At 52.3% G+C, this 26,321-nt stretch carries 21 protein-coding genes; 8 read left to right on the top strand and 13 right to left on the bottom strand.

All coding sequences use genetic code 11. The features are described 5' to 3' along the window. Positions 1–9: 9 nt before the first annotated feature. The 3 genes from HG66A1_RS29350 (at position 10) to HG66A1_RS29360 (ending at position 4,049) form a co-directional block, all read left to right on the top strand. Entirely contained in the window at positions 10–1,389 is a 1,380-nt protein-coding gene (locus HG66A1_RS29350; RefSeq protein ID WP_145192742.1) for a sigma 54-interacting transcriptional regulator, read from the top strand. A 222-nt stretch (positions 1,390–1,611) separates the two neighbouring features. Beyond that, positions 1,612–2,265 (top strand): lysophospholipid acyltransferase family protein, encoded by a 654-nt coding sequence (locus HG66A1_RS29355; RefSeq protein ID WP_197996861.1) that lies wholly within the window; start codon positions 1,612–1,614, stop codon positions 2,263–2,265. Between the two features lie 173 nt (positions 2,266–2,438). Further along, a complete protein-coding gene (locus tag HG66A1_RS29360) occupies positions 2,439–4,049 on the top strand; it encodes an NAD(P)/FAD-dependent oxidoreductase (RefSeq protein WP_145192746.1) in 1,611 nt (536 codons plus the stop codon). Positions 4,050–4,055: 6 nt separating this feature from the next. Here the strand turns inward: HG66A1_RS29360 and HG66A1_RS29365 are convergent, their stop codons facing one another. The 3 genes from HG66A1_RS29365 to mtaB form a co-directional block, all read right to left on the bottom strand. Then, positions 4,056–4,355 carry a hypothetical protein gene (locus HG66A1_RS29365; protein WP_145192748.1) on the bottom strand — a complete coding sequence of 100 codons (300 nt, stop codon included), beginning with the start codon at positions 4,353–4,355 and terminating at the stop codon, positions 4,056–4,058. A 154-nt stretch (positions 4,356–4,509) separates the two neighbouring features. Next, entirely contained in the window at positions 4,510–5,184 is a 675-nt protein-coding gene (locus tag HG66A1_RS29370) for a thymidylate kinase (RefSeq protein WP_145192750.1), read from the bottom strand. An 86-nt stretch (positions 5,185–5,270) separates the two neighbouring features. Continuing rightward, positions 5,271–6,575: a tRNA (N(6)-L-threonylcarbamoyladenosine(37)-C(2))-methylthiotransferase MtaB gene (gene mtaB / locus HG66A1_RS29375; RefSeq protein WP_145192752.1), complete on the bottom strand. Its 1,305-nt coding sequence runs from the start codon at positions 6,573–6,575 to the stop codon at positions 5,271–5,273. Between the two features lie 275 nt (positions 6,576–6,850). Between mtaB and ggt the strand changes: the two genes are divergently transcribed. Beyond that, positions 6,851–8,626: a gamma-glutamyltransferase gene (gene ggt, locus HG66A1_RS29380; RefSeq protein WP_145192755.1), complete on the top strand. Its 1,776-nt coding sequence runs from the start codon at positions 6,851–6,853 to the stop codon at positions 8,624–8,626. 20 nt (positions 8,627–8,646) lie between these two features. Here ggt and HG66A1_RS29385 read toward each other — a convergent pair whose 3' ends face one another. The 4 genes from HG66A1_RS29385 to HG66A1_RS29400 form a co-directional block, all read right to left on the bottom strand. Continuing rightward, positions 8,647–9,804 carry a HEAT repeat domain-containing protein gene (locus HG66A1_RS29385; protein ID WP_197996862.1) on the bottom strand — a complete coding sequence of 386 codons (1,158 nt, stop codon included), beginning with the start codon at positions 9,802–9,804 and terminating at the stop codon, positions 8,647–8,649. A gap of 511 nt (positions 9,805–10,315) precedes the next feature. Further along, positions 10,316–11,197, bottom strand: coding sequence for a sugar phosphate isomerase/epimerase family protein (locus HG66A1_RS29390; protein WP_145192760.1), 882 nt, complete (start codon positions 11,195–11,197; stop codon positions 10,316–10,318). 63 nt (positions 11,198–11,260) lie between these two features. Continuing rightward, positions 11,261–12,301, bottom strand: a complete 1,041-nt coding sequence (locus HG66A1_RS29395; protein WP_197993713.1) for a zinc-binding dehydrogenase — start codon at positions 12,299–12,301, stop codon at positions 11,261–11,263. Beyond that, positions 12,298–13,005 (bottom strand): orotidine 5'-phosphate decarboxylase / HUMPS family protein, encoded by a 708-nt coding sequence (locus HG66A1_RS29400; protein WP_145192762.1) that lies wholly within the window; start codon positions 13,003–13,005, stop codon positions 12,298–12,300. Before HG66A1_RS29400 ends, HG66A1_RS29395 begins: the two co-directional genes overlap by 4 nt. A gap of 431 nt (positions 13,006–13,436) precedes the next feature. Between HG66A1_RS29400 and HG66A1_RS29405 the strand changes: the two genes are divergently transcribed. Together HG66A1_RS29405 and HG66A1_RS29410 are read left to right on the top strand one after the other, a co-directional pair. Next, a complete protein-coding gene (locus HG66A1_RS29405) occupies positions 13,437–14,579 on the top strand; it encodes an HlyD family secretion protein (protein WP_145192764.1) in 1,143 nt (380 codons plus the stop codon). A 341-nt stretch (positions 14,580–14,920) separates the two neighbouring features. Then, positions 14,921–15,100 carry a hypothetical protein gene (locus HG66A1_RS29410; RefSeq protein ID WP_145192766.1) on the top strand — a complete coding sequence of 60 codons (180 nt, stop codon included), beginning with the start codon at positions 14,921–14,923 and terminating at the stop codon, positions 15,098–15,100. A 24-nt stretch (positions 15,101–15,124) separates the two neighbouring features. On the opposite strand, the gene HG66A1_RS29415 is transcribed toward HG66A1_RS29410, so the two are convergent. Then, positions 15,125–16,315, bottom strand: a complete 1,191-nt coding sequence (locus HG66A1_RS29415; protein WP_145192768.1) for a M24 family metallopeptidase — start codon at positions 16,313–16,315, stop codon at positions 15,125–15,127. A gap of 280 nt (positions 16,316–16,595) precedes the next feature. Here HG66A1_RS29415 and thrC point away from each other — a divergent pair, with 280 nt between their 5' ends. After that, positions 16,596–18,005 (top strand): threonine synthase, encoded by a 1,410-nt coding sequence (gene thrC / locus HG66A1_RS29420; protein WP_145192770.1) that lies wholly within the window; start codon positions 16,596–16,598, stop codon positions 18,003–18,005. A gap of 121 nt (positions 18,006–18,126) precedes the next feature. Beyond that, the gene (locus HG66A1_RS29425) at positions 18,127–18,621 is read left to right on the top strand and encodes a hypothetical protein (RefSeq protein ID WP_145192772.1); all 495 of its coding nucleotides are present in this window, start codon (positions 18,127–18,129) and stop codon (positions 18,619–18,621) included. Here HG66A1_RS29425 and ribD read toward each other — a convergent pair. The 5 genes from ribD to HG66A1_RS29450 all read right to left on the bottom strand — a co-directional run bounded on the left by ribD (position 18,613) and on the right by HG66A1_RS29450 (position 26,283). Next, the gene (gene ribD, locus HG66A1_RS29430) at positions 18,613–19,776 is read right to left on the bottom strand and encodes a bifunctional diaminohydroxyphosphoribosylaminopyrimidine deaminase/5-amino-6-(5-phosphoribosylamino)uracil reductase RibD (protein WP_145192774.1); all 1,164 of its coding nucleotides are present in this window, start codon (positions 19,774–19,776) and stop codon (positions 18,613–18,615) included. The two genes, HG66A1_RS29425 and ribD, sit on opposite strands and share 9 nt — an antisense overlap. 69 nt (positions 19,777–19,845) lie before the next feature. Next, complete coding sequence (locus HG66A1_RS29435) at positions 19,846–22,035, bottom strand: SEC-C domain-containing protein (protein ID WP_197997204.1); 2,190 nt, start codon at positions 22,033–22,035, stop codon at positions 19,846–19,848. A 250-nt stretch (positions 22,036–22,285) separates the two neighbouring features. Next, a complete protein-coding gene (locus HG66A1_RS29440; RefSeq protein WP_145045269.1) occupies positions 22,286–23,431 on the bottom strand; it encodes a trans-sulfuration enzyme family protein in 1,146 nt (381 codons plus the stop codon). A gap of 259 nt (positions 23,432–23,690) precedes the next feature. Beyond that, positions 23,691–24,620, bottom strand: a complete 930-nt coding sequence (cysK, locus tag HG66A1_RS29445; RefSeq protein WP_145192779.1) for a cysteine synthase A — start codon at positions 24,618–24,620, stop codon at positions 23,691–23,693. A 256-nt stretch (positions 24,621–24,876) separates the two neighbouring features. Further along, the gene (locus HG66A1_RS29450; protein WP_145192781.1) at positions 24,877–26,283 is read right to left on the bottom strand and encodes a right-handed parallel beta-helix repeat-containing protein; all 1,407 of its coding nucleotides are present in this window, start codon (positions 26,281–26,283) and stop codon (positions 24,877–24,879) included. Positions 26,284–26,321 lie beyond the last annotated feature (38 nt).

Consider the following 26,321-nt stretch of genomic DNA (forward strand, 5'->3'; position numbering starts at 1 on the left):
GCGGACAGCATGAACCGCAGTTCGGGACGCCGCACACGTCTGGAGACTCGCCTGAACGCGCTCCAGACTCCTCTGTTTCTAATCGACGCGACTCGGGTCATCCTGTTCTTCAATCAGGGCTGTGAGCGCATTATTGAGTGGCCAGCAGAAGAAATACTGGGACAGACCTGTGATTATGCAGTCGATACAGATCCAGAAGAGTGTGAGTCCGTCTGCAATCTGCTCTGTCCCCCTCCCGAAGTGTTTGAAGGGACGCGAAGTGAAGTACCCCGCTACCTGCTGACCCGCAGTGGTAAAACCATTCCCTGCGTGATTCGCTACACTCCGCTGCTGGATGATCAGAACCGAACTCGCCTGGTTCTGGGCACGATCGATCCTATCGATGAACCTCACAAACTCCGTTCTGCAACCGCCTCCCAACAGCTGCATGCTGAACTGGCCGCGCTGCGCCTGTCGCTCCGAAATCGCTTTCGCTTTTCCACAGTCATAGCCAGAAATCCCGCAATGCAGCGCGTGCTGCGACAACTCGAACTCGCTTCCCATACCAGAGAGCCCGTTCATTTCCAGGGAGAAGTCGGAACCGGTAAAGAACATCTGGCCCGTGCCCTGCACTTCGAAAGTGAGCAGCGCCGTAAAATCTTTGTTCCCTTAAACTGCAAAAAGCTGCCTCCCCGCGAACTGAAACAGACCGTTAAGAAAGTCTTCGAAAAGGATCTGGATGAATCCATGCCCCTCGAACCGGGGGTGCTTTTCCTGGATGAAGTCAATTATCTCTCGCGCGATATCCAGGAAATTATCCTTGAGAACTTTCAGACGAAATCCCAGGCTCAGACAGTCCGCCTGATGACAGCCTGTTCCACTCCCCTGAATGAACTTTTCGAACAGGAACAACTGCTCCCCGAGTTTTTCTTTCTGATCAGCACATTGCAGATTCAAGTACCTGCCCTCCGGGAACGGAGAGAAGATCTCGATCTGCTGGCGCAGCATTTTCTGGAAAATGAAAATCGCTACCAGCAGAAACAGGTCAGTGGATTTGCACCGGGAGTACTTTCACTGTTCCACGACTACTTCTGGCCTGCCAACCTGGACGAACTGGCACAGGTAATTCAGTCAGCCTTTCAGTCGACGCCGGAAACCCTGATCACCCGGGACTCACTTCCCCTGCGCCTGTTGACGGGGATGGATGCCCGCTCGCTGGGACCGGCCCTGCCTCCTCTCATCAAACCGCTGGAACAGACTCTGCAGGAAGTAGAGAAAGATCAGATCCAACAGGCACTCGAGCAGACAAAACACAACCGTACGGATGCTGCCCGCTTGCTCGGTTTGACCAGGGCAAAACTGTACCGACGCATCGAAGCACTCGGAATCCCCCTCGATCCTGACGCTTGAGTTCCTGTCCGACGCGAAATTCGTTTAAAACAGGCAAACTGCACAAAGTAGCTACCAGCTATTCTGAAATCACGCCTCCTGCAGAAATTGGGATTTGCGCAGATGCGAACATCATTACAATTCGCTCAGCCACTACCCGCCTGGTCAAGATCCTGCAGGAGAAATCGATTGAAAATCAAGAGTCCGGCTCTATTGAGTCTCGTTAATAATCTGGTCGTCCTAATGTTACGTCTGATTTTTAAAACGACGCGTTTGGATTTTGTTGACGACAGCCTGGAACGCTGTCCCTTTGCTGATACGGGGTCGGAACGTTTCCTGTACAGCGTCTGGCACGATTCAGTCATTCCACCTCTTTTTGGAGCCCGTGGTCATCAGTCGGTCGCCTTAATCAGCCAGCATCGGGATGCAGATACGATCAAAGCCATGCTCAAAGCGGCAGGGATGGGTGTCATTAGAGGATCGACTTCACGGGGTGGTGCCTCTGCTATCAAGAAGTTACTCACAGAGGCAGAAGGAAACCATATCGTCATCACCCCCGACGGCCCCCGCGGCCCGCATCATAAAATGAAAGCAGGGATCGTTTTCCTGGCATCCCATTCCGGACGACCAGTGGTTCCCACAGCATTCACAGCTTCCCGGTACTGGGAATTAAAGGGCAGCTGGACCAATATCCTGATCCCTAAACCATTCAGTACAGTCTACTACATGATCGGACACCCGATCTACATCCCGGAAAACCTGTCCCGCGAGGAACTGAAATACTATACAGAACTCGTGCAGGAAAAAATGGATGATCTCGAGCGCAAGTCTAAGCTGGTGCAAACAGAAAAGGTCTCCCTGGCAGACGAATCCACGCCCCTGAAGAAAGCTGCCTGAACCAGGTATAATGAGAAGCTGGGCAAAGTTTTTTGCCCTTTTCTGCCGGTTTCAAAGTGACAAAATTGCATTCGCTCACCCCAGCGGTATAACATGTCGAATTGCTCCGGGCGATCTTAAGTCGGGCGATCTCAAGTCGCATAACGCGCCCATTCGATTTCGGTTATTGATCTATGTCACTCAAAGTTACCAACATTCGTCTCCCCGTCGAGATTCCCGAGGAAGAACTGGCTCACGAGCTGGCTCTGAAACTCGGAGTCGGCGACGATGACCTGCAGAGTTTTCGGATTCTGAGAAAGAGTCTGGATGCCCGCTCGCGCCATGACCTGTGCTTTGTGTATTCTGCTGAGGTCAATGTCGCCGACGAAGCAAGCCTGCTGAAACACCTCCGCGAAGATCTTTCCGTCCAGTCATTTACCGAAAGCACTTTTTTCGACCCGGAGAATGGATCGACTCCCCTGGAAGAGCGGCCTGTCGTCGTCGGCTCAGGTCCGGCAGGACTCCTGGCAGGTTACTATCTGGCGTGTAAGGGATATCGACCGCTGATCATTGAACGCGGGTTTCCCGTGAAAGAGCGCGTCCCCGAAATCAGACGATTCGATAAGGGAGCCGACTTCCATCACGAAAACAACTACCTCTTCGGTGAAGGAGGCGCGGGCTGTTTCAGTGATGGCAAGCTGACCTGCCGTTTGACTGGACCAGACGTGCAATGGGTTCTGGAGCGATTTGTCGAGTGTGGTGCGCGGCCCTCAATTGTCTACGAACATCGCCCCCACCTGGGCAGCAACAAGCTTCCCATGATCTGTCGAAACTTCCGCCGCAAGATCGACGCCCTGGGAGGCGAGTTCCGTTTTGAATGTCGGTTGGAAGACATTGACGTCAAGGATGGTCAGGTGCAGGGCATCATGACCTCTTCCGGGTACATCAAAACCGGACAGGTCATTCTCGGCATCGGCCACAGTGCCCGCGACACATACCAGATGCTCTATGATCTGGGCGTTCCCCTGTTCCGTAAAGCGTTTCAACTGGGCCTGCGCATCGAACAGCCGCAGGAACAGGTCAATGAGCACAAGTACGGTCGAGACGAATATCTGTCTCTCCTGGGCGCGGCCGACTATACCATGATCACGAAAGGCAAACGTGATCTGTATACCTTCTGCATGTGCGCCGGGGGAATTGTGATGCCCAGTGTTTCGGAACCGGGTATGTTCTGCACCAACGGCATGAGCAATTCACGGCATGACACCGGGTTTGCCAACAGTGGGATCATGACCACGATTTATCCGGAAGAATTCGGTAGCGAACATCCCCTGGCGGGCGTCGAATTGCAGCGAAAGTATGAAGCGGCCGCTTATCAGATTGGACAGCAAAACTACTACTGTCCGATTCAGCGCGCTGAAGATTTTCTCAATCACAAACAGACTGATGCCAGCTTTGAATACGCGGGTACCTATCGTCGCGGCGTTGTCCCCACCGACCTGCATCAGGTGCTGCCTCCGCTGGTACTTAACCAGATTGAGAACGGACTGCCTGTGATGGATAAAAAATGGCGCGGTCTGTTTCTGAAAAATGCGGTGCTGGTTGGCCCCGAGATGCGCGGCAGTTCGCCCGTTCGCATTGACCGCGATCGCGACACCTGTCAGGCACCAGGATTCAAAGGGCTCTATCCCGTAGGAGAAGGGGCCGGCTATGCAGGGGGCATCGTCTCAGCCGCCGTTGATGGTTTACTAAGTGCCCGCAAACTGGTTGAGGAGTTCTCGCCTCTCACCGCGCCCGTCAACTGAAGTGTTTCAGCTCCCGTCGATAATCCCTTCAATCGAATTTTCGATGGCTTCCAGGTATTCATCCAGTTTTGTGAACAGCTCCTGGGTAAACTGGTCGCTCTTCAGCAAATCAGCAGCCTGATTACGCACACTGATATCTTCTACCCGACGTTTTTCCACGCCTTCCGGTAGCACACGAACCATACGGATTAATTGCTGATTTTTCGGGAGGAACCCCAGCTCCAGATGATCTGCGAGTTCTGCTGTCAGACGTTCCGTATTGGAAAACATCTCCCGCAAGGTGAGTTGGCTCAGGTCGCGCTTCACAATTCCCATCTCCCTTCCAAAGATCAAAGAATACTGATATTAGACAGGCAGAGTCAGGAAAGGGTCAAGAGTATTTTAAGTTCAGCTTTGATTAAGATTGAATCAATCAACGCTGCTGTTCATGCAGGCGCTGAACAAACCGCTTAAGCAGGCATTACCGTGCCAGCAGACGTGTCAGATGCGACCAGATTTCAGTGCCAATGTCGTCAATGGAACGCTGCTGGCCTTCGTGCAGACATTCAATTTTGTCCCAATGCTCGTTCGCTTCTGCGAGTTGCAGATAAACATCTCGGACCTGGGCCAGATAGGATTGATCCGACTCATGCAGATCAGTGATCTGATCGGTATAGGACCGCGCCTGCTTTTCTGCCACCATTTTCTGTGCATAATCGGCAGGCAGATCCAGCAGGATTGCCTGATCCAGACGAGGCATCTGGTAGATCACGTATTCAATCTGCTCAATCCAGTAAATAAATTCGATGCGCTCATCCCCGGAGAGCTTGGCCCCCTGGTGGGCAATATTGGAGGGAATGTAGCGATCAAAAATGACTACCTCGCTGTCCTCTATCGTCTTCTGGATAAACCCGCGTGATTCAAAACGGTCACCAGCATACAGCAACGATGCCAGGAAAGGATGGACTGCATCTAATGCTCCGAAGCGGCCGTTCAGAAAATCGCCAATCGATTTCCCGAACAGGGTCTCAGAGTATCGTGGAAAACCAATCAGACTCGAGTTGATGCCCTCTGCCTGACACTTTTCATGCAGACGTGCGGCCTGAGTCCCTTTTCCCGAACCATCAATGCCTTCAATCGCAATTAATACGGCCACTCAACTTCTTTCTTTTTAATCGGATCGGACAGGGATATTACCAGCCAATATGACTGCAGCAACAAAGCTCTGACTGTCACAATGAATCAGATGCGCTCAGCTTCGAGGTACTCACGGTGATCCTGAGTACCACGGGCGATCACAAACTTACCAAGATCCGCACTGGAGCCCGGGCAAACCACAGGGGCATACCAGCGATCGGTACCTCGCACCCAGCCGGGACGCTCTTCGCATTCACGTTCTACCAGAACTTCCAGTTCCTGATCAATGAGCGTGCGATAAAATTTTTGTGCTAAATCCCGTTCCAGTTCCGCGAGTTGCTGGCAACGTTCCTGCCGCACTTCGGCAGGAACCTGATCCTCATAGGTGGCAGCAGGTGTTCCCTTGCGGGCACTGAAAGGGAAGACGTGAATCTTCATGAACTCAGCGTCTTCACAGGCACGCAGTGTTTCTGCAAATTCTTCATCGGTTTCACCGGGAAAGCCGACAATCACATCAGTCGTAAAGGAAGGATGATTCAGTCGTTCCCGCATCATCTGCAGTTTTTCCAGAAACCGACTCACGTAGTAGCGGCGTTTCATCCGTCTCAGAACGGTATCGGAACCACTCTGCAGTGAAGGATGAAACTGAGGACAGAGGTGTTCACAGTCAGCGGCTGCAGAAATAAAATCGTCGTGGATTTCAGCAGCCTCAACACTCGAGAGCCGCATCCGCCAGTCTCCGGGAATCTGGTCCAGCTTACGAAACAGATGCCAGAGTCGGAAAGGAGCCTTACCCGATTTGCCTCGCGTGGTATCTACACCAAAGTGACCGACGTGAATTCCTGTCAGCACGATTTCCTTGAAACCGTTTCCGACCAGCCGCCGGACTTCCTCTTCGATATCCTCCGGGGAACGACTCTGCAGTCCCGGACGTACCTGGGGAATGATGCAATACGTACACCGCAGGATACAACCATCCTGTACCTTCACATAAGCCCGCTTGCGACCTTCGAACTCGGAGATGCCTGTCGGCATGTCGACAATCCCGTGACGTTCCAGGATATCGGGAAGCTCGCGTTTATCCGTAACGACTTCAAATACACCCGGCAATTCGGAAATAGTCTTCGGATCCCGGGTGGCATAGCAACCCATCACAAGAATCTTGGTGCCGGGATTATTTTTTGATAGCTGACGAATCAGCTTGCGTCCCTTCGAGTCGCCCGTCGCGGTGACGGTGCAGGTATTAACGACACACAGGTCGGCCGTTTCGTTCTCGCCTGCTTCGCGATAACCGTTCTTCTCCAGCGCCTCTTTTACGAGTTGGGTCTCATACTGATTTACTTTACAGCCCAGCGTAACGAGTTGGCATGTCTTCTCTGCTGGAGGTGTTTCGAGTCTGGTGAGTGTCATGGTATTGCGACTGTGTTTGTTAACGGTTTGTTGCGGATGTCGATGCCCTGTCAGACAGCCGGGAACAGAATCATCTGAGGAAGCGGAAAACTGGTTTCAACAGGAAAACAGGGTAGCTGCACATCTGGAAAGATTTTCCGGCTTTCACTCTGGAAATCATTCAACACTGGTCGCATAGTATAATCAGAGTTCTGACAGACTTCGAGCGGCAATAGAAGTTTGTCTCTCCTGATTGACACATTTTTGCATCCCAGATTTGACCCCGAGGGCAGAACATGCTGTTGAAACTTATTAAGTGTAAACCACTATTAAATAACGTGTTGTGCATCTTAATCTCCAGTTTAATCCTCTTCAGCCCTCAAGCGGGTCGCGCAGCGGAACCTGCTGCCCCTACCGACGAAAAAGTATATAAACAGGCAGTAGTCGCCGCCGATCATCCCCTGGCGAGTGCCGCCGGGCTCGCCATTCTCAAAGCAGGCGGCAACGTCGTCGACGCTGCTGTGGCCACATCCTTCGCTCTGACAGTTCTCCGCCCGGCCAGCTGCGGTCTGGGGGGCGGCGGTTTCATGGTGATCTGGAATGCCAAAGATCAACAGGCAACCGTGATCGACTACAGAGAACGGGCCCCCGCGGCTGCCACTCACAATATGTACGCCAAGCTCCCGGGTACTGACAAACAGCGTCAGTTGGCCAGCCGCCAGGGACCACTGGCAGTGGCAGTCCCCTGCACTGTCGCCGGATTGAGTTATGCTGTCAAAGAATACGGCACTCTGGATCTGAAAACAGTAATGCTCCCCGCGATTCAACTAGCCCGACGTGGGGTTCCAATCAACGAACATATGCGTTCTGTCCAGAAAGGCATGCTGGCCCGCATCAAAAACGGAACCCTCAATCCGGATGAATTCAAGACGCTGGTCGATGAATACCTGAATCAGGGCAAACCCTGGAAAGAAGATGCCCGTTTTTTCAGTCCGCAATTGAAGACTTTGGAACTCATCTCCGAATACGGGCGTGACGGCTTTTATCAAGGCGCTGTCGCTGAAGCGATGGTTGCCGCCTGCGGTAAATCGGCCGGCGGGATCCTGACTTTGGAAGACCTGAAGACAACAGAGCCCATCATTCGCAAACCACTGTCGACCAACTTCGATGGCTATCAGATTCTGACGATGCCCCCTCCGTCGAGCGGAGGGATCGCCATCATCGAATCCTTCAATATGATCAAAGCACTCGAACAACAGACACTAAAACATCCCTTCGGGAAACTGAAGTATCACTCCCCGGAGGAAATTCATCTGCTGACGGAAGTCATGAAACATGCTTTTGCCGACCGAGCAGAGTACCTGGGTGATGCCGACTTTGTCCCCGTCCCCATCGATCGGCTGACCAGTGGCACTTATGCCAGCGAACTGGCTCGTCGTATTGATCCGCAGCAGACAAAATCCATGAAGGATTACGGCCGCTACGTTCCTCCTCAGGATGGAGGAACCAGCCATTTCTCAGTGATGGATGCCCAGGGAAATGCAGTCGCCTGCACGGAAACGATCAACCTGACTTTCGGCAGTTATGTCGTCATTCCCAAATACGGAATCGTCATGAACAATGAGATGGACGACTTCGCTGCCATCTCCGGCAAACCGAATGCCTTTGGTTTGATTCAGGGAAAAGCGAACGAAATCGAACCCGGCAAGAAACCGCTTTCGAGCATGTCCCCCACGATCGCCGTCAAAGATGGAAAAGCGGTCTTTTCCGCTGGTGCCTCCGGTGGCCCGCGCATCATCTCCAGCACACTGCAAGTGCTGTTGAACATGATCGTGTTCGGCATGACGCCGACTCAAGCCGTTGATGCGCCGCGCATCCACCATCAATGGGTTCCGGAAGATCTCCTTCTGGAACCTGAGCTGTTTGGTCAGGCGGGTGAAAAGCTTAAACGGTTTGGACACTCAACGAAAAAGAGTTCCGGTCTGGCCGCCTCACAGGCCGTTTCCCGTCAACCTGATGGCCTGCGCGGACACAGTGACCCACGAAAACACGGCGCTGCTGCCGGGTATTAAAGACCTCTAGAAAAGGCGGATTACTTACCGGCTAATTTCTTTTCGATCTTAGCCTGGGCACGCAGCAACTGCTCTTTCACCACATCATTCTCTTCGGTTTCTACACGCTCCTGCAAAGCAGCAATTGCTTCTGCAGTTCCAATCGACTGTAGGATATTACAGGCCTCAATGCGCAGTGAAGAATCGGGATCATTCAACAGTTGAAGCACCGGCTTTTCAGCGATTTCCCCCATAATCTGCAGGGCTCTCCGAGCATCCCTCCGGTCTTCCCGGTCGGACAGTCGGCCCACAAGGACTTCAGCCATGGTCTGCGAATGAATGTTCGGCAACAGTCTGATAATTTTCTCACGGACCAGAAAATCTTTTTCTTTGTCCAGCAGCTCAGAGAATTCGCGTGTGGCGCCATCGGTGTACCAGACCGCCATCGCATTCACATGCTCGGGCATCCGGAAACCTTCCTTGGCCAGAGGCAGCGTGGCGGCGAGAATTGACGACACTCGCTGCAGGTCCTGGGGATCAGGATCCATTTTAGCCAGTTTCTTACAGGCGGTATCATGGGCGAATGAGCTGGTTCCCGCAATCACCCGCAGAGCCCAGTCGATTGTCTCTTCGCCCGGCCTGGGTTTTAAATCGCGATCCGTGCCGATATCACTTTTGGGAATAACAGTTTTCTCAGGCACGTTGCCAATGGTCGGTACATTCCCGTTGGCTTGCATATTTTTCAGCGACTCAGAATTCGCAGAGACTTTGAAATCTGAATTCATTCCAGTGTTTCCGGCCTGGACGTTCTGGGCGAGTACCTTCAGTTGAGGTAATTCTGTGTCGACAGTGATGATTCGTTTTTGAATGTCGATCTCTTTGATCGCCCCACATTTCAACTTCTGAGCAAATGCAAACAGATCTGCAGGAGCTGGCCGCATAATCAAAACCAGTTGATTATTAATCAGGTGTTGTTCGAGCTGAATTGGTTTCGCACTCCCGGGCTGCTGATTTCCCACAACCGGAGCAAGCGTTTGTATAATCAAGGGCATCGCTTCGGGCATGTTATCACTAATGCCGCGCACGATCACAGCGACTCCTGGATTCTGTGCATCGAGTGTGTACTTACTCGTCTCTGCGATGAGATCAACCTGGGAAGAGCCCGTTCCGGAAGCGGTTGACTGCGCTCCCGGTTGCATCGTTTTTGTTTCTGACTTTGAGCTTGTTACCTGCGTCCCATTTCTCTTATCGCTCGACAACGCGTTACTCGATGTCGATCTTGGAGGCGACGGTTGTACGGACCGAGTACTTGAAGAAGAAGTACTCTTATTATTTGAAGGCGCAAATGGATTGGAGCTCACGCGCCGCTGCTCAGGCGAATTGGAACTGCCGCAGCCACTGAAGCACAGTGTCCCTGTAAGAAGTAATACCAGTAAAGTTGTTTTCTGAGTTGTAACCAGCATGGCGTATCGGTTCTGTTGATGAGGAAGGTGCCTGCTAAGTACGTGTGACAATTACTGAATGATCAATTGTACTTCACGCACAGGAGGGAGTGACACAAAAATGTGTAATAAATATAGACGTATTAACACAGCGCATGACGCATCTCGTGTCAGATGTATACACCATACCCCAAATTGGACGTATGTGCAACAGCCGTTTGCCTCTCTATTCCCCCCAAATCTTCGCCAATTATTAATAAACCGGGTATTATCCCCAATATTGAGCCATTTTGGCCCGCAGAAATGCCACACTTTCCTGGAGTTCTTCCATCCCGTTGACGCCATCTTCGATGCTGATCCAGCTGTCGAATCCAACTTCTTTTAATTGTGAGAAGATCTCGTCGTAATCATTCAGCCCCTTGCCGATCACACCGTGGCTGAGACGACTGGCATATCCCAGGCTGTTTTCTTCTTTGCGCAGATCCTCAATGGTCCCTTCAGTCAGATAACGATCGCTGGCGTGCATCGTGACGACCCGCTCCTTGATCCGTGCCAGCAGTTCCAGTGGATCCTCTCCCGCCAGAATCGTATTACTCGGATCGTAGTTGACCCCGAAGTGGGGAGAATCAATCCGGGACACCAGATCGCAGAAGACATCTGCCATCTGAGCAAATTCCGGATAGTCCCAGTAATTGTCTTTGTAGTGATTCTCAATGATCAGGGTGAGCCCAAGCTGCTCTGCCAGCGGCAGGCAGGCTTCGATCGAAGAGACCGTATACTGAATGCCCTCTTCCCGGGAGACTTCGGGGCGTCTCTGCCCGGATAGGACTCGACAATATTTTCCACCCAAAGCAGCCGTCATTTCCATCCAGAATTTTTCATGCTCGATCTGCTCTTTACGAAATGCTTCATCAGGATGAGTGAAGTCCGGCGAGCAGCACATCATGGGAATTTCCAGTCCCTGATCCGTTGCCATCTTTTTGGCTTCCGGCCAGAAATTCTGATCTTTCATCTCCAGGAAGCCGGCATAGAATTCAAGTCCATCAATATCGAGTGTCGCTGCCAGTTCGATCCACTGCTGGAGTGTCATTTCACCGGACAGGCACAAATCATCCATAAAGGCTTTAGGAAACGCGGCTAGTTTGGGCATCGAAGGTTCCAGTTTGATATTCAACGTTGCAGGAAGTGTTTTACATAAGCAGGGCGATCAACATCAGGGCGTGAGAACCGCTTTGACGATCTCACCAGAGTGCATTGTCTCGAAAGCAGTATGCCAGTCACTCAGAGACCAGGTACCACCGATAATCGGATCGATGTTCAATTGCCCGGTCGTCAATAAACGAATCACCCGCTCCCAGATCGGCCAGTTATGACTGAAACTACCTTGCAGGCGAATATTCTTCTGTACGAGGGGATCCAGCGAGAAGCCCAGAGGTTGAGGCCCCCAGCCCACCTTACTGATCCAGCCCCCAGGACGAACGATCTCCAGTGACTTCTTCAATGTCACTGACACGCCGGCAGCATCGACTACACCATTCACGCCAAGACCATCTACCGCCACGCTCCACTCATCCAGACCGGCAATGATCGGTTCACAGCCATACTCGCGAGCAGCGATTTCCAGACGGCCCTGATCCCGCTCCAGACCGACCACAGCAACTTCCGCTCCCTGCAGGCGAGCCATCGCAGCACACAGCAAACCAATGGGCCCCGGCCCAAATACAACGACCCGATCCCCCGGTTGAATATCGCCATTCATGACGACTGCGTTAAAGGCCACGCAGCAGGGTTCCGTGAGAGCCGCTTTTTCCAGAGGCAGACTGTCAGGCACATGATGCAGACAGCGCGCCGGCACCCGGACGAAACTGGTCATGGCGCCATTCACACCGTAGCCGAAGCCTTTTCGAGTCGGGTCCAGATTGTAGCGTCCCTCGCGGGAGAGCGGGTTGTCGGGATCGATGATGGCTGCCGTTTCGCTGACGACGCGATCTCCGATTGACCAGTTACGAACCAGTTCACCCGTTCTGGAAATAGTACCAGCAAATTCATGCCCCAGCACAACGGGATAGTTGACCGGCCAACTATGGTCTGCCGTCCATTGATGCAGGTCACTGCCACAGACCCCCACGGCAGCCACTTCTAAAAGCACCTCATCCGGTCCAATCTCGGGAACCGGAATCTCCTGTAATTCGACCGAGTCTGCCTCGGGAGCATAATTCACGACTGCCGTCTGCATTGATTCCACCTGGCTCATTTCTGACCTCCAATCGCAACATCACCGTAAGCGTGTACTTTTTCACAAATCAACCGTAGCGAATCTTCCAGATCTCCACTGGCGGTCTTAAAGGAATCGGCATCAATGGTCAGCGGTGCTCCCAGTACGACCAGCGGCGCCCCATATTCGGGAGTGCGAATGGCCTGTTCGAGCGAAAGCCCACCCACAGCCTGCACGGGAATGCTGACAGCTTCGACGACTTCTTTTAATTGATCCAGGGGACTGGGCATCCGCTCGCCACGGGCAGCGATTCCCCGACGTTCATCATAGCCAACGTGATGAATCACATAGTCGCATCCCAGGTCCTCCAGTTTTTTTGCGGCGGAAACCATGTCATCTGCAAGATTATCTCCCATGACTTCGACGCCGTGATCTTTCCCCGCTTTGACCACGCAGTGAATCGTTTCTTCATGTGCCCGTGACATCACAACAACGTGCGTCGCACCTGCCTTGGCCATCATTTCCGCTTCCAGGTAACCACCGTCCATGGTCTTGAGATCCGCCACGATCGGAGTTTCCGGAAACGCTTTCCGCAACTCTCTGACACAGTTCAAACCCTCTGCCAGAATCAGAGGAGTGCCGGCTTCCAGCCAGTCCACTCCTGCCCGCATCGCCATCGCTGCCGTTTCGAGCGCCTCTTCAATATTGGTGAGATCCAGTGAAATCTGTACGATCGGCTTCATAAATTCATTTCACTTTCTATGTCTGTAGCGGTAAGCGTCTTAAAAAAAGATGATCTGTTCATCTCTGTAAATCACTTCAAAGTAGACTCGATTTCATCCTAACCAAAGGATTTCAGAAAAGCGACTGCTGAGGCTCCGGTCCAGAATAGAGCCTCTTATTCGAGGTGGCCTGCGCTCCCGAACGATCGCCCCAATCCCGGCTCCCCCTCAAGAAAAATGTGACAATGCGTACACTCACATTAGAGATAACCTAAGCACATCCCGCAGGAAGTCTTCGTAAACGTTAAAGTTTAACACCCATCAGCCTTGCAGTGTGGAATTTGACGGTTTTGAGGTAAATTCTGATCTTCCGGATTCCGATTCGATTAATGGCGTGCTCTGTACGCAAAGGAAAACTGTTTGACTCTGGATGATTGACAGGACAGCCAGAAATGCCTGCTGAAACTATCGATGACTATCAGGTGCAGCACCATCTGAACGAACATCACTCCTCGCTCGGTTTCCGGGCGCTGGTCATATTAATGATTGCACTGGTCGGGGGCGTCAGTTGCGCTCAATGGGTCAGAGGACTCCGAGTTGACAGTTACGTCGGCTCGCTTCAGGCACCGAAAACGATCGTCACTGCGCGAACCGATGCGGTGATCCAGAAAATGCATGTCACAGAAGGACAGACGGTAGACAGTGAAGATGTTGTCGTAACTCTCTTTGATCGCTCGCTTGAAAAAACCTGGCAGGTCAAACAACAGCAGTTAGCGGCTCTGGAAGCAGAGCTGGAACAGTCCAAGGCAAAAACTGAAGTTGAACTGGCGTTACGCAATAAAGAAATCGAGTCCGAAGTCTTCCAGGCCAAACTCAAATCATCTCAGTACCTCAAAGAGCAGTACATTCATCAGATTACCAATCTGGCCTGGCAGGACTTCCTGCAGGATTACGATTCGATCTCCAGTAGTGGCTCGAACGAAGAAGTATTTCGCTCACTGGTTTATGAAAGCCGTCTTCCTGATGAGAATCGGATCACCGCCATGCTGCGACAGGAATCTGCTCGTAACTCGGCCGAAGTGTTTGCAGCGCGCGTCAAACTCTGTGAAGAACAGATGGCCGAATTGAAAGCCCTGCAAAGAAAACTTCCTCAGCAGATTCGCCTGGCGATGGGAGTCGAAGTAATCAAGAATCGACTCGAACAGGTGAAAAACGAGTTGAAACAACTCGAAACTCAACGCGAAGACCTGCAGCTCAGAGCTGGTCGCTACGGCACCGTCGGCATGCTTGAAAAAGAAGTCGGCGATACCATCCAGAAGGGGGCTCCTATCGTAGAACTGTTCGATAAGGACCATCCCTATCTGCTGGTTGAAGTCCCCTCTCGCAAGATCAGCCTGTTTGAAGAAGGGACTCAGGTCAAAATTCTCTTCTCGGGAGATCTCAAGGGGAAGGGCGTTGTTCGGAAAATCTCAGAGCAGGCCGTCCGCAAAACGGGATCCAGCGAAAGTCTGATTCTGGTACATGTCGAGCCGGCAGGTCCACTCTGGCCAGAACTGCCTATGGGAACAACCGTCGACATCTCTCTGGAGAAATAATCGACCCAGGCCGCAGAATAGGAATTTCATTCCAGATGCAGTGAAATCCTAACCTCAGGTAAAGCCATGCCTTGCGTCAGATGAGCTTCAGTTGAGTGAATTTCGGCTTGCATTCCAGACAAAAAGACTACAATATTTGTCCATTCCAGTGATTCTTGTCAGGAGTAACTTTTCACTGGAGCCTGATCTTTTCTCTCTCACATGCTTGGGGAAACCACCACAGGCGCCCCTTTTCCGTGAGAGATTTTCAGGTACGTTCTTTAACAAATCGGGTCGTGCGGCTGCAGGAAGCTGGTTCGCCGAGTTTCATTCTCAAACCATTTGTAGTGAGGAGAAGACCGTTGGGTAATTCAGCTACCATTCCTTTTTCAGCACATCAGACAGATCAGTTATCAGTCGATGCGATTGAGGAGATTAAGCTGCGCACCTGGGCACGAAAGAACTACACCGAAGTATCGCAGCGCGACGATCTCTGGCACCCTGTCATTCTGGATGAAATGCTTCGCATTGACCAGGAGTAACTCTAATCTTCCGGAGCGTCTGACTCAGTATTCCTTCAGTATCGGAAGAATCTCTGTCTGGCGATCCCCGGCTGTAACATGGACTTTGCAGGCTTCATCTACAAAGACATTGATCTCACTGCGTACCCCGAACTCGGGTAGGTAGATTCCCGGCTCGATCGAAAAGCAGGTCTGAGGCAGGATGAGCCGTTCCTCATGGGTTTCCAGGTTGTCCATGTTGGCACCATTCCCGTGGGTCTCCTGTCCAATGCTGTGCCCAGTGCGGTGCACGAAGTACTCGCCATACCCCGCTGCTTCGATGACATCGCGACAGGCCTGATCCACTTCCCAACCTTGAAGTGGCTTACCGGAAGCAAAAGCTTCTTCCACTCTGGTAATGCCGGCATCACGTGCTTCCGCCACGATCTGAAAGATCTTCGAGTACGCTTCCGGGACTTCAGTTCCTGCAAAGCCAACCCGGGTCATGTCACTGTAAACACCGCGGGGGACATCACACTTGGCCCACAGGTCAATCAGTACAAAATCCCCTTCGCGGATCGCCGTTTCTGTGCCGGTACCCGTTTCATAATGTGGATTTCCACTGTGTGCTTCACGCGCCACAATCGGAGGGTGATAAGTCGTCAGGCCCGTCTCTTCAAAGTGTGCCATGATCACATCACAGACGGCCTGCTCTTCGACACTCCCCTGCTCGCGAATCTGACGGGCGATGAATGACCAGGCAACCTCAAACGCTTTGTCGGTACTAACGCCTGCACGCTGATGCAGTTCCCATTGCTCCTGATCCCAGACCGCTTCAAACAGTTGCACCAGATCTCCAGAGGGCACAATGGAGTCGACCGATTCGCGCACGAGTTCCACCGTTCCAGCATCCACGCGGGAAATGTAAGGATTGGCATTGCGCGGTGAATACTCCATCGCAACCTGACTGGCTCCTTTCAGAATCGACGCAAGGCCCGCTTCCAGCTCCTGCCACTTGAGGTAAACAACCTTGTCTCCCGGCAGATGATCGAGTGCTCCCGATTCAATCCGGTGGACCAGTTTCAGGGGTGTCCCCACTCGGGGAACAAAGTAAAAAAAGCGACGAGAGCCGATGGCTGCTTCAGGAATATCCAGGATCCGCAGGGCCAGCACGTTACTGCCACGAAAATCGTAAAATAGCCAGCCGTCCAGCTGAAACTGGTCCAGCGCAGCTTGTACCCGGGAAAGATCGAACATCGTCTCATTGCCTGCTGATTCAGAGTAAGCGAGTGGTAGATACGGAACATATTTGCCGTTACCCAAATCAATGTAAGACCTTAGAAATATTATTTCAAGAAGAGATCCGCAGCAGCATCCCTCAAACTGAACGAACTTCCGGGAAAAACCCTCTGTTTGCCGGTGCTTTCTGTTGCGTATCCTCGTAGTGGTCTGGACAATAAACGCCGGTTTTGAGATTCCCCGATCTAAATTGCAACAAATCAGGCATTTCTTATTTTTAATCTGAGACTGAGGAGAAATTACGATTTCCACTGTATCGACTGAACTTGCATTCCAGAAGTGTATTTCACCTGATTGTGAGGCCACCTATTCTCTGGATGAAGTATTAACCGGTTGCCCCAAATGTGGCGAGCTGCTTGATGTCACTTATCAGTGGGACCAGGTGCCGCTGCCTCAGTCATTACGTGATTTCGAAAAACGCTGGAGTCATCGCAATCGGCCACTCGATTTCAGTGGTGTCTGGCGATTCCGCGAACTGCTCCCCTTTGCCAGCGACGAACAGATCGTCACAATCGGCGAAGGCCAGACGATGCTCAAGACCTCGCAGCCTGTCGCTCGCTATGTTGGTGTCAACGATGATGGCCTGTTCCTGCAATACGAAGGACTGAACCCTTCCGGAAGCTTTAAAGATAACGGGATGACAGCCGCGTCTACCCATGCGACTATGGTAGGCGCAAAAGTCGCCGCCTGTGCTTCTACCGGAAACACCAGCGCCTCACTGGCCGTCTATGCCAGTGTCGCACAGAAGTTCAAAGTCGTCGTTTTCGTCGGAAGTGGAAAAATCGCCTTTGGCAAACTGTCACAGGCACTGGATTATGGTGCGAAGACCATTCAGATCCAGGGAGACTTCGACGATGCTCTCGCACGCGTGCGTGAAGTCTGTCAGACCGAAGGCATCTACCTCTGCAACAGCGTCAATCCCTTCCGTCTCGAAGGTCAGAAATCGATCATGTATCGTGTCTTGGAAGGACTCGACTGGCAGGTGCCGGACTGGATCGTTGTTCCCGGCGGAAACCTGGGGAACTCCAGCGCATTCGGCAAAGCGTTCATGGAACTCAAGGCACTCGGCCTGATCGATCGGATTCCGCGTCTGGCGATCATCAATGCCCAGGGCGCCAACACTCTGTATCAGCTCTATGAAAAAGAGGGGCTCCGCTGGAACGGTGGCCGTTACGACCGCGATCGCTCTTCCGATTTCTTCACGAAGATGGATCAGGAAGATCGCCGGGCTTCCACTCTGGCCAGTGCGATCGAAATCAATCGTCCCGTCAATTTCTCTAAATCACTCCGTGCCCTCGATGTCTGTGACGGTATCGTGCGTGAAGTCAGTGATCAGGAGATACTGGATGCCAAAGCTCAAGTCGGCGCTGGTGGTCTCGGCTGCGAACCTGCCAGTGCAGCAAGCGTCGCTGGAGCCCGACTCCTTAAAGAAGAAGGCGTCATTGCCGCCGGCGATCGCGTCGTCTGCATTCTGACCGGGCATCAGCTGAAAGATCCCAACGCGACCGTAGCATACCATTCTGCGACTGATGAACATCTGGATGAAAAACTGATGAATCATGGCGTAAACAAAACGCCTTTTTCGAACGGACCTATTGTCGTCGAGAATGATTTAGATAAAATAATAAATGTGATTCGATCTTTCTAATCATACCAACGCGCTGGAAGTTTCCTGTAATTGAAACGAAATCTTAATGCACATCAGTGTGTTTCAGCTTCATAAACAAAGCGATACTTTAACCGGTGAGAATTAAGATAAGGGAAAAGGAATGAGCACACCCTTTGAGGAATTGGAATACTTGGCTGACTTTCTACCCGAGGAAGGAGAGTCAGTAATTGTTTCACGGAATCATGGTGAACTGGTCTGTGAAAATTTCCAGAAAGAGCGCCCACTGGATGAGATGGCCAGCCCCGAATTCTACGGGCACTTGGTACATGCTAACGAACGGCTCAATGCCCTGGTCGCCCGTCCGGTCTGGATCGCGTTACTGACCTGGTTCTGGGCCTGCGTTCTCATCCATCGCCAAATGGACTTAAGCTGGGATGGCTGGTACCTGGATCTGGGGCTGGGCCTGGTCGCCATGGCGGTCTGCTATGCCGCAATCCGCTTTCGCCAGGACCGCTACTTTAAAGACGAAGTACGCCCCACCTTGAACCGCCAGATGTATGGCAGCAACCTGAGCAAATATGCTCTCGTCGGCGTGATCAGACAGCGTCCGGAACTGCGTACCCTGCTGGATACGCTCTCACGTTCGCTAAACTGATTTTGGTTCCACAGAACCATCACACTCTGAAGCCTGATACACCACCCGTCCGTGCAAGTAGAGATCGGACTCCAACTGCTGCACTTCCAGTTCTGTGATGTTTTCAAAAGAGGGAATCTGATCAAGGCCGATTCCTGCCATGGGTGTGATCGCCGCCGCTCCACCAACAAGTTTCGGAGCGAGAAAGACGTGCACCTCGTCAATCATCCCTGCATCGAAACCAGAGCCGAGCACCCCTCCGCCCCCTTCGATCAGTACGTTTGTCATCTCTCTACGCCCCAGCTCCCTCATGAATGATGTGAGGTCAGGGCGGGTTGAATCAGCGTCACCTGCTATCAGACACACTTCGACACCGGCCTGCTCCAGCCGTTGTATATTTTCCGCCGGCGCAGATGGATGAGCCACCACCAGCACGGGAGCCTCAGAGATGGTACGAACCAGCCTGGACTCACAGGAGAGCGTCGCCTGAGAATCAACAACAATTCGCGTGAGTGTTCGCTTTCCTGCAGGTCGCGCAGTCAGCAGGGGATCGTCCGACAGTGCCGTTTGATGACCGACCATAATTGCATCCATACGTCCCCGCAGCTCATGCACGATTGCACGTGACCTGCTGTTGGAGATCCATTGTGAATGCCCTGTGCGGCTGGCAATTTTTCCGTCGAGCGTCATGGCCCATTTGGCATGTACCCAGGGCAACCCCTGTGTTACTCGCTTCACAAAAGGCCTTACCAGTCGCTGTGCTTCTTCTTCTAAAAGTCCGACTTCGACTTCAATCCCGGCTGCTTTGAGATCAGTGATTCCACCACCGTCCACATGCGGGGCAGGATCGCGCATCGCAATCACAACTTTTTTGACACCCGCCTGAATCAATGCCTGGGAACAGGGGCCAGTCTTTCCCTGATGGCAACAGGGTTCCAGGGTCACATAAACAGTCGCTCCCCTGGCCTTGTCCTCTGCCATTCGAATCGCGTGGATTTCGGCATGGGGACCACCACACTTTTGATGATAGCCTTCCCCCAGCAGCTGTAGCCGATCATCTACGATCACCGAGCCCACAGCGGGGTTGGGTTCTACAAAACCTTGCCCCAGGTGGGCCAGCTCCAGGGCACGCTGCATGACAGCTTCAGGACTGGAAAACTGACTGATCGGATCCACGGCCTAAATCACTTTTCTTCAGGTGACAGCATTGAGTTGATCCTGCCCCGCAGAATCAACTCCGGATGATTACGATTGGCCCGGCAGCCAGAGCTTCGACCCCGAACCGGAATCCGCCTCGGGAGTCTCTTCACCAGGTGCCCAGATCCCTTCGCTGGAAACATTGCCTGCCAGGTCTCCGGTATCTAACAGGGATGATTCTTTCATCCAGGGAAGATCCAGATCAAAGGCCTGTGCGAATGCCTTCAGGTATTCTCTGATCTGAGGCATCTTTTTCCCGTACTTGTCCCAGATCTCTTTCATAAAATCAGAGAGCCCTGGATCCGAAGTGTCTTCCAGCCGGAAAGACAACTCACGCATCTTCCACTGGAGTTCATTCTCAAACGCCTGACTCGCCTGCGCGTTTTCCTGACCTCTGTGAATCCAGGACAACATCTCTTCACGCTGATTCTTCTTATGACAGATCTCTGTCAGCGTGGTGTAGACGCGATCCAGGTCGACTTCTTTTTTGCATTCATCCCGGCTGAGAACTTCGATCAACACGTCATACAGAAAACGGGGATGCCGAATCAATAAAGCCCGATTGAAGATATACATCAATTGCCGATCGCTCAATTCCTTAACCGGAATCCGGTTCTGTGTCATTGAGGAACAGGTATTGAATTGGGACGACTCGTCAATCTCCAGCGCAGGCAGCTCGGAAACTTCCAGCGCGGGAGACAGCTCTGTGAAGTCCAGGAAATGGCCCAGCGAAAGCGTCTGTGCGTCCAGAACATACACGGCCGCGGTCAATGAAACTTTGAGACTCTCGTCCTTCGCCGCTTCAACAGGCGTTTTCCCGTCCAGTCCTGCCAGGGGAGTTTCCGGCCACGTCTTGGAAAGCAGCACTTTCCACTGCTCCGCTTCCAGTTCCCGTCGTTTGAGAATGGGCATTTTCTGAGGGAAGCTCCAGCGGAAAAAGAGAGGCCACTGCTCAGTAGGCACAGGTGATAGCGGAGTTCCCGTATCTTCACTTTCCGGCTCCTGCTCCTGCAGACCACACTCAGTTTTGCCGTCTTTCCCGAGAGCGTCTGCGAAAATTTCTTCCGCTTGTGTCAGTTGATCACCCTCGTAGGCATACAATCGAATGTTCGCCTTATGTCCCAGCTGGCGATCTGCATCAAAGACATCAATATCACCTATTACCGTGGGGACATTTTCGAGAGTGATCGCTTCGCCGCGGGATTCGGCATCAAGTTCGGTGTTGAGAATTTGATAATACGCGACAGGAGTCGTCTCCTCCTGATCCTGTGGGGGTGGAACATTCCCTCTTAAAACTTGCGGGTGCTGATCCAGCAGGCCCAGGAATTTCGCAAGTGATTCGACTTCGTAAATCTTTTCGATCGAATTAACAACTTCAGCCGTGTTATTCAGATCCAGCAGCTGCGCCAGTGTTTCCAGCTCAACAGCTTCAGCAAATTCCGATTCCAGTTTCGCAGCCTGACGAAACAGCTCGGCGGCCTTGACTTCATCTGTCGCCCAGGCATAACAGAAGGCTGCGTTTTTCCAGAGGATGACCAGCCCGGTCGCTTCTGCCAGCTGTTTAAACAGACCTGCAGCGGAACGATAACATCCGAGATTCGCCAGGCGCTGTGCTTTCTCAAAAGTGGTCTGCTGTTCGCTCTCTTCGAGGGGACAGCGTTCCAGGACATGCACTCCCCGGAACTGATACGGGATTTGATCATCCCCGTCAAACTCCAGCAGATTCATAAACAGGTTCTGCTGATATTCCTGTGAGGCCACCCTCATCGCCAGGGCAAAATGCTCCCGGGCCGCCAGGTAATAGCCGCGCATCTGCAGGGCAATCGCAATACTGATCGCCAGGGGAGTCGCCAGACTGACATCAACGGCAGCACACTTCTGAAACGCCGTATAAATGGTTTTCTGAGACTGCTTATATCCATGTGCCAGAAACGAAGAAGTCGCCAGCAGAGAATGGGCGGCGGGATGATCCGGTTCTCGCTCCAGGCATTCATTCAGTGGAACCAGTGCGTCTTCAAAACGCCGCTCAGCCATCAGGATCTGAGCTTCAGTAATGTAGCTCAAAGGTTGTTCGGGATATTTCTTTTTCAGTCGATCCAGAAGTTGCAATGCTGTCGCCGTCTGATGAGTCTCATGCAGATGCGATATTTTGCTGACCTCGTCTCCAATCGAGTGACAGCAAAACTTATATTTTTTCCCGCTGTTGCAGGGACAGGGATCATAGGGATCAATACTCATAACCTCGGCCTTCTTGGTTTCCAGGATGGGTATTTGGCGGACGGGCAGCTCTCTCGGAAAACAGCGTACTGATACAGGTTCGAAGTAGAGTGTCTGCTGAATGACCATCAGAATTCAGCAGGTCATCATATCATATCAGAAACGCGCATGACACGCGCTGTCGATACACTTCTCTAAGAAAATGCAGACTCTCACACGGGCGCAGAGAAGTCTGCAGCCTGATTCCAGTTCGAGCAGGAATGAGTGATTATCAGCTGTCCAAAGCCTGCTTCAAATCTGCCACCAGATCATCCGGGTTTTCAATCCCTACAGATACACGAACGGTCTTTTCAGTGATCCCCGCCTCACGGCGTGCCGCTTCAGTCATGGATGCGTGGCTCATGCTCTCCGGGTATTCAATGAGAGACTCGACGCCACCCAGTGATTCGGCCAGCAGAAACAGCTTGGAGTTCAGCATCACTTTTTCGGCAACCGGACGCCCGTCTTTAACATCGAAACTCAGCATCCCGCCAAAGCCGCTCTGCTGACGTTTCGCCAGCTCATGATGGGGGTGCGATTCCAGTCCCGGATAATAGACGCGTTCCACTTTGGGATGTGCCTCCAGCATCTGTGCCAGAGCCATCGCTCCCCGCTGATGCGCCTCCATACGTGCTCCCAGGGTCTTGACCCCGCGTAACACCAGCCAGGCATCAAAGGGAGAACATCCCAGTCCCAGTGCATTGGAAATATAAGCGACCCGCTCAGCCAGCTCGTCAGTCCGCGAAATCACACAGCCTCCCACCACATCGGAATGGCCGTTCAAATACTTCGTCGTCGAGTGCAGAACAATGTCGACACCGTATTCAATGGGCCGCTGCAGATAAGGAGAGCAGAAAGTATTATCTGCGATCGTAATGATTCCCGAACCTGTCTCGGCTGCTACTTTCGTCACAGCCTGGATGTCGACCAGATTCAACAGCGGATTGCTGGGGGTCTCGATCCAGATCGCCTTGGTTTCCGGAGTGATGGCTGCACGGACGTTTTCAATGTCACCCATCTTGACGAAGGAGAATTTAATTCCCCATTTGGTGAAGACGTCTGCGAACAGGCGGTAGGTTCCACCATAAATGTCATCGCCGGCGATGATGTGATCGCCGGGTTTAAACAGATGCAGGGCCAGCGTGATGGCAGCCATACCGGTGGCAGTAGCGCGACAGCTGACGCCCCCCTCCAGTGCGGCGATGTTCTCTTCCATCGCACTTCGCGTCGGGTTTCCGCTACGTGTGTAATCGAATCCTTTGTGACTCTCCAGGCTGTCCCAGTAGAAAGTCGAGGAAGTATAGATCGGAGTTGTACAGCTGTTAAAGGTGCTGTCCTTGTCGACTCCGGTATGAACACACTTTGTTTCAAAACGCATAGCTAACCATCCAATATCATGATTTGTCGATGTAAAAGGTCCCGCACGATGACCCGAAACTGCAGGTTCTGTCCGCTAGACACCAGATACTGACTCAGGTTCTGGCTGCTGCAGGATTAGTGAAGAATACAGACCTGAACCGCTGGCTGCCACTCAACAGGCACTCCAACTGCGCACGAATTGATCTGTACAGGGTTCACGTAACCTGAGGGATCCGCGAACCCATGGTCTGACAACCACTTGCCACCTGGCCCGTAGATTAACGCGCCTCATCAAATAAGGGCGTCGACAGGTAACGCTCACCCGAATCGGGCAGAATCACAACAATGGTTTTACCTTCTGCTTCGGGGCGTTTGGCAATCTCCAGGGCAGCATGCATCGCTGCACCACAACTGATGCCGCAGGTGATCCCTTCTTTTTTGGCGATCAGACCAGCCATTTCGAAGGCTTCATCGTCGGTAACCTGGATCACTTCATCGATCAATGAGGTATCGCAGTTACCGGGAATAAACCCGGCTCCGATCCCCTGAATCTTATGTTTTCCAGGCTCACCGCCAGACAGAACCGGACTGCTCGTCGGCTCGACTGCCACCGATTTCACATCGAGCCCCTGATCCGTCTTCAGAAACCGTGAAATACCCGTGATTGTTCCACCGGTCCCCACCCCAGCGACAATGTAATCGACTTTGCCCTCGGTATCCTTGAGAATTTCGGGACCTGTGGTTTTGAAGTGAATTTCCGGATTTGCCGGGTTTTCGAACTGTTGTGGCATGAAGAATTCCGGGCTGGCAGCCAGCTCTTCTGCTTTCTGGATCGCGCCTTTCATCCCGTCAGCCCCGGGTGTCAGTACCAGGTTGGCACCGAAGCCTTTCAACATCAGACGTCGTTCTACGGACATCGAATCAGGCATGGTCAGGGTTAACTTGTACCCGCGAGCTGCACAGACGAAAGAAAGTGCAATGCCGGTGTTACCGCTGGTCGGCTCCACCACCTGCATTCCAGGCTTCAGTTTCCCGCTCTTTTCCGCATCCCAGATCATGTTCGCACCAATGCGACACTTAACGCTGTACGCCGGATTTCGACCTTCGACTTTGGCCAGGACTGTCGCCTTCAACCCTTCCGTCAAATGGTTGATCTTAACCAGAGGGGTCCGACCGATTGTTTCAGAGTTATCTTGATAAATGGGCATATTAACGCTCTTTCAATGAGTGGAACTTCCAGATGTATATTCAAATACGGACCTGTGACTGAAAGATTGCCAGTCTTGGCGTAAATAGTTAAGGGACTGGAATTTGACAATCCTCATCAGCTCGCCTGTATTATGTAAGATCGCTGAAAATGAGGCAATCCCTATCTCAACCCCTTCCAAATAGCGAATTTGGGGCAAACACAGGCAATTACGCCTGCAGATCATGTGTCAGCGGCGCCCGATATCTGGAATGTGGCTAATCCTGCGAAAATGAAAGCGTAAACGGTGCCGTGGGGCCGACGGTCTGCTTCCGCTCTGAAAAAAGCAATGCTTCTCCAGAAGCGCTGACCAACCCGTCTGCTGCGACCGAGATTTGCTCGATTCGAGAGTGCTGGTCCTGTTGCGAAGCGGCCTGATACGCCGCCCACTGATCGGCACTGTAATCAGTTTCCATCCAGCGGAACCGACCGACGCCATACAGATTATAATCCAGGAAACAGTCTTTAGTCCGCAGATCCAGTATCGTGTCACATTTGCTAACCGCCGTCAGAGTCAGATGACCATGGCTCTGCATATCTATGGATACGCCGGTTCTGGTACCTGTGATCACGGTATGCTCAACAATCGCGTGAGCACCATTACGGACACTGAGGCCCACCGCGCTTCCCTCTCCAAATACGGATACATTCTGAGCAAACAAAATCGTCCGGGCCAGAAGATTCTGTTCTCCACCAATCAGATGGCGTGGCACCGCACCGGCGATATCAATTTCTTTTTGTGTATTGTTGCGGACCTGACAGTCCACCAGTGAATGGTAACCACCCACCAGACTGACGCCCACCTGATTCTTTTCTGCCAGCACACCGTTATAAACGGAACGGGACGCGTTGACATCCTGGATGCCATAAAAGTTGTCATGCACATAAGCATTCTGAACAATGAGTCCACCAGCCTCATGAATGGAAATACCATCATCGCCGTTGTGTCGCGCAACCACATTCTCCAGGCGAATGCCGCGACAGTCCCCATGGATATTGAACCCATCGTTCGTAAAATGTTCCGCAATCAGATTCTGGCAGGAAATGTAGCTGGCACTGGTCAGAGTCAATCCGCTGACCTGCAACGTCGCTTCCAGTTTATAGTCGCCAGGTCGCTTTCCTGCTTCGCAATGCAGATAGATCCGGTGAGACTCTCGATCCCAGTAATGCTCCCCCTCTTTCAGAGCTTCTCGGTTTCTGGCAGCAGGCAGACGTTTCCCTGCTGATACCAGAAACGGATTTCCGTACGGAGTCTTATCCAGTTGTAAGACGTAGACTCCCTCTCCCGTCGATTTCCATTGTTCCGCGGGGAGTGACACAAGACCTGAAATAACCGCACCATTTCCCTCGATCAAAAACGGTTGATCAGGGGTCCCGCCCAGCTTGCGAAACAGCATCGATTCCCGGTAGACGGTGCCTGTATTCGCCAGTTCGATTCGGTCGCTGGTTTTGGAAAGCGAGATCGCCCGGGCAATCGTTGCCACAGCGGTTTTCTCCGAAAGTCCATCATACTCATCGCTGCCCGTCTGGTTATTGACATAGTGAGTGGCAGCCTGAATATCGGAACCGCTTACAACTCCGGCGATGATCGAAGTGCAGAGCAAAACGAAACAGGAAAATCTCATCAACAGAAATGGGGCACAAGATTTAACATGATCTGACA

Origin of the sequence: Gimesia chilikensis (genome assembly GCF_007744075.1) — a bacterium.
Taxonomy (GTDB): Bacteria; Planctomycetota; Planctomycetia; order Planctomycetales; family Planctomycetaceae; genus Gimesia; species Gimesia chilikensis_A.